Source organism: Mesorhizobium sp. (genome assembly GCF_004962925.1).
Classification (GTDB): domain Bacteria; phylum Pseudomonadota; class Alphaproteobacteria; order Rhizobiales; family Rhizobiaceae; genus Mesorhizobium.
The window spans coordinates 16466-20601 of sequence record NZ_SUEO01000032.1 but is presented as its reverse complement, the minus strand read 5'-3'; the positions used below and the strand labels follow the sequence as shown (position 1 = coordinate 20601).

The following is a 4136-nucleotide window of genomic DNA, read 5'->3' as shown; positions in this document are numbered from 1 at the left end:
GCGGCGCGCCGCACCTCAGGCCACCGACCTGTTCGTGCTCGGCCCGGCCGAGGCGCCGCTGTCGCTGATCGGCGGCCGCCATCGTTTTCGCCTGCTGATCCAGGGCGAGCGGCGCGCCGACATGCAAGGCTTCATCCGCGCCATGCTGGCCGAGGGACCGAAGGTACGGGGCTCGGTGCGTGTGCAGGTCGACATCGACCCGCAGAGCTTTTTGTGAGGGCGTCAACTGGCAGGCTTTGCGTAATTCGCCGACGCCATCTGGCGCATGTCTCTTCCTTCGCTAGAATGCCCGAAATTTCGAAACAGCCATTTACGAGGGGACAGTATGGAATTTGCGTTTCCATGGCCGATGAGCCAGGGCGAGTGGCTGGCGTGGTCGAGCGCCGTCGTGACATTGCTGTTCGGCCTGCTGCTGTTCCTGGCGCCGGGGCTGGCCTTCCGGATCCTGCGCCTGCAGGTCAAGCCGGAGAAGGCGGCGGCGATCGCCGAAGGGCGCGGCAGGATGTCGGGCTTCTATCTCGGCGTCAGCCTGTGCTGCATTCTTCTGGCGCAACCGCTGCTCTATATGGCGCTTGGCTTTTCCTGGCTATTCACCGCCTTCGGCCGGCTGCTGTCGATGATGTCGGACGGCGCCAACACGCCTTTCAATTGGGTTTCCATTGTGGTGGAACTGGTGTTGGCGGCGCTGCCGCTTGCCTTCGGCTTCGGCTTTGTGCCTTGAATCAAAGGCTAATTCGGGGCCAGTCGCTAAGCTCGGCCGCCAGATGCGACAATAGTGCCTAAAACCATGCAGGACGACGCATTGCGGTCTTAAAATGCCTGTGCTAGACGGCAATCGACTTTCGGCCGGGGATAGCGGAAGCCGCGCCTCCGTGCTTGGAAAAATGCAGTAAGGTCAAAGATTTAGCCAGAGTTTTTGCTCGCGCCAACAATCTGCGGCCTGTCAGACAAGAGAAAAGACGGTCCGTGGCCCAATCGTCATCGCCAATCTCGGGTGTCGCAGAACGCTATGCGGGTTCGCTATTCGAACTCGCGCTGCAGGCAAATTCGGTTGCTAAGGTCGAAGCCGACCTCAACAGTTTCGCGGCGATGCTCGAAGACAGTGCCGATCTTACCCGTCTGATCAATAGCCCGGTGTTCTCCAGCGAGGACCAAGCCAGGGCTATTGCGGCGATCGCCGACAAGGCAGGGATCACCGGCCTCACCGGCAATTTCCTGCGCGTCGTCGCCCAGAACCGCCGGCTGTTCGCGGTGCCAGGCATGATCAAGGCATTCCGCCAGATCGCCGCCGAGTACCGTGGCGAGACCGCCGCTGAAGTCACCTCGGCGCATGCGCTGACAGCGGCTCAGCAGACCGAGCTGAAGGCGGCGCTGAAAAGTGTTGCCGGCAAGGATGTCGCGATCACCGTGACCGTCGATCCGTCGTTGCTCGGCGGGCTGGTGGTCAAGATAGGCTCGCGCCAGATCGATACGTCGCTCAAAACCAAACTCAATTCGCTCAAGCTTGCACTGAAAGAGGTCGGCTGATGGACATCCGCGCCGCGGAAATTTCCGCAATTCTGAAAGACCAGATCAAGAATTTCGGCAAGGAGGCCGAGGTCTCCGAAGTCGGCCAGGTTCTGTCCGTCGGTGACGGCATCGCCCGCGTCTACGGCCTCGACAATGTCCAGGCCGGCGAGATGGTCGAGTTCCCCGGCGGCATCCGCGGCATGGCGCTCAACCTCGAAGCCGACAATGTCGGCGTCGTCATCTTCGGCGCCGACCGCGACATCAAGGAAGGCGACATCGTCAAGCGCACCGGCGCCATCGTCGATACGCCGGTCGGCATGGGCCTGCTCGGCCGCGTCGTCGACGCGCTCGGCAATCCGATCGACGGCAAGGGCCCGATCAAGGCGACCGAGCGCAAGCGGGTCGACGTCAAGGCGCCCGGCATCATTCCGCGCAAATCGGTGAACGAGCCGATGTCGACCGGCCTCAAGGCCATCGATGCGCTAATCCCGGTCGGCCGCGGCCAGCGCGAGTTGGTCATCGGTGATCGTCAGACCGGCAAGACCGCGATCATTCTCGACACGATGCTCAACCAGAAATCGGTGCACGACCACGGGCCGGAGAAGGAAAAGCTCTACTGCGTCTACGTCGCCGTCGGCCAGAAGCGCTCGACCGTCGCGCAGTTCGTGAAAGTTCTCGAAGAGCGCGGCGCGCTCGACTATTCGATCATCGTCGCCGCCACCGCTTCCGATCCGGCGCCGATGCAGTTCCTGGCGCCGTTCACCGCCTGCACCATGGGCGAATATTTCCGCGACAACGGGATGCATGCGCTGATCAGCTACGACGATCTGTCGAAGCAGGCCGTCGCTTACCGCCAGATGTCGCTGCTGCTGCGCCGCCCGCCCGGCCGCGAAGCCTATCCGGGCGACGTTTTCTACCTGCATTCGCGCCTTCTGGAGCGTGCCGCCAAGCTCAATGACGACAATGGCGGCGGTTCGCTGACGGCACTGCCGATCATCGAGACCCAGGCCAACGACGTGTCGGCCTACATCCCGACCAACGTCATCTCGATCACCGACGGCCAGATATTCCTGGAAACCAATCTATTCTTCCAGGGCGTCCGCCCGGCGGTCAATGTCGGCCTGTCGGTGTCGCGCGTCGGCTCCTCGGCGCAGATCAAGGCGATGAAGCAGGTCGCCGGCTCGATCAAGGGCGAGCTCGCGCAGTATCGTGAAATGGCGGCCTTCGCCCAGTTCGGCTCCGACCTCGACGCCGCCACGCAGCGCCTGCTTAACCGCGGTGCGCGCCTGACCGAACTCCTGAAGCAGCCGCAATTCTCGCCGCTGAAGGTCGAGGAGCAGGTCGCGGTGATCTTCGCCGGCGTCAACGGCTATCTCGACAAGCTGGCGATCGACCAGGTCAGCAAATTCGAGCATGGCTTGCTCAGCCACATGCGCTCGGCCGGCAAGGAAGTGCTCGACGGCATCCGCAAGGAGAAGGCGCTGTCGGACGATCTGCGCGCCAAGCTGAAGGCGGAGATCGACACCTTCGCCAAGACCTTCGCTTGAACGAAGCCGGACGGGATCGGGTTTGAAGCATGGCTTCGTTAAAAGACCTTCGTAACCGTATCGCCTCGGTCAAGGCGACGCAGAAGATCACCAAGGCGATGCAGATGGTCGCCGCGGCGAAGCTGCGTCGCGCGCAGGAGGCGGCGGAAGCCGCGCGCCCCTATTCGGAGCGCATGGGCGCGGTGCTGGCCAACATCACCCAGGCAGTCGGCGGCGGCGGCGATGCCCCCGCGCTGATGACCGGCACTGGCAAGGACGACGTGCATCTGCTCGTCGTCTGCACCGCCGAGCGTGGTCTGTGCGGCGGCTTCAATTCGCAGATCGCACGCTTTGCCCGCGACCACATCCGCAAGCTTCTGGCTGGCGGCAAGAAGGTCAAGATCATCTGCGTCGGCAAAAAAGGGTTCGACATCCTGCGCCGCGACTACGCAGAGCTGATCATCGAGCGCGTCGACCTGCGCGAAGTGAAGACGCTCGGCTTCGTCAATGCCGATGCCATTGCCAAGAAAGTCATCCAGCTCTTCAACGAAGGTGGCTTCGACATCTGCACGCTGTTCTATTCGCAGTTCAAGTCGGTGATCAGCCAGGTCCCGACAACCCAGCAGATCATCCCGGCAGGCGTCTCTTCCGCTGCCGCCGAGGCGACCGATGGCGGCAATGCCGTCTATGAATACGAGCCGGAGCCGGGCGAAATCCTCTCCGACCTCATCCCGCGCAACATCTCCGTCCAGGTCTTCCGTGCGCTGCTCGAAAACGCGGCCGGCGAGATGGGTGCCAAGATGAGCGCCATGGACAATGCGACGCGCAACGCCGGCGACATGATCAACAAATTGTCGATCACCTACAACCGCCAGCGGCAGGCGCAGATCACCAAGGAATTGATCGAAATCATTTCGGGCGCCGAGGCGCTCTAGGCGCGTTCCCGCGAAGGTCTGCGACCTTCAAGTGGATCGCGTGAGAAACAAAGAGACGAAAAGGGTAAAGACGATGGCGAAAGCAGCGACCCCCCAGAAGGCGGCCCCAAAGACCGCCGCGAAGGCGGCAGCGCCGGCAAAGGCTCCGGCAGCAGCGGCAAAGGCC

4 protein-coding genes and 1 pseudogene are annotated in these 4136 nt (G+C 62.6%); all 5 read left to right on the top strand.

Annotation, left to right across the window (positions count from 1 at the left end):
- Positions 1–217 (top strand): annotated as a pseudogene (locus E5W87_RS09760) (primosomal protein N'); the annotation flags it as partial.
- A gap of 108 nt (positions 218–325) precedes the next feature.
- The gene (locus tag E5W87_RS09755) at positions 326–721 is read left to right on the top strand and encodes a DUF4345 family protein (RefSeq protein ID WP_292396450.1); all 396 of its coding nucleotides are present in this window, start codon (positions 326–328) and stop codon (positions 719–721) included.
- 245 nt (positions 722–966) lie between these two features.
- Positions 967–1527, top strand: a complete 561-nt coding sequence (locus E5W87_RS09750) for a F0F1 ATP synthase subunit delta (protein WP_292396449.1) — start codon at positions 967–969, stop codon at positions 1525–1527.
- Complete coding sequence (atpA, locus tag E5W87_RS09745) at positions 1527–3056, top strand: F0F1 ATP synthase subunit alpha (RefSeq protein ID WP_095487564.1); 1530 nt, start codon at positions 1527–1529, stop codon at positions 3054–3056. Before E5W87_RS09750 ends, atpA begins: the two co-directional genes overlap by 1 nt.
- Positions 3057–3085: 29 nt before the next feature.
- Complete coding sequence (locus E5W87_RS09740) at positions 3086–3970, top strand: F0F1 ATP synthase subunit gamma (RefSeq protein ID WP_292396447.1); 885 nt, start codon at positions 3086–3088, stop codon at positions 3968–3970.
- The last annotated feature ends 166 nt before the right edge of the window (positions 3971–4136 follow it).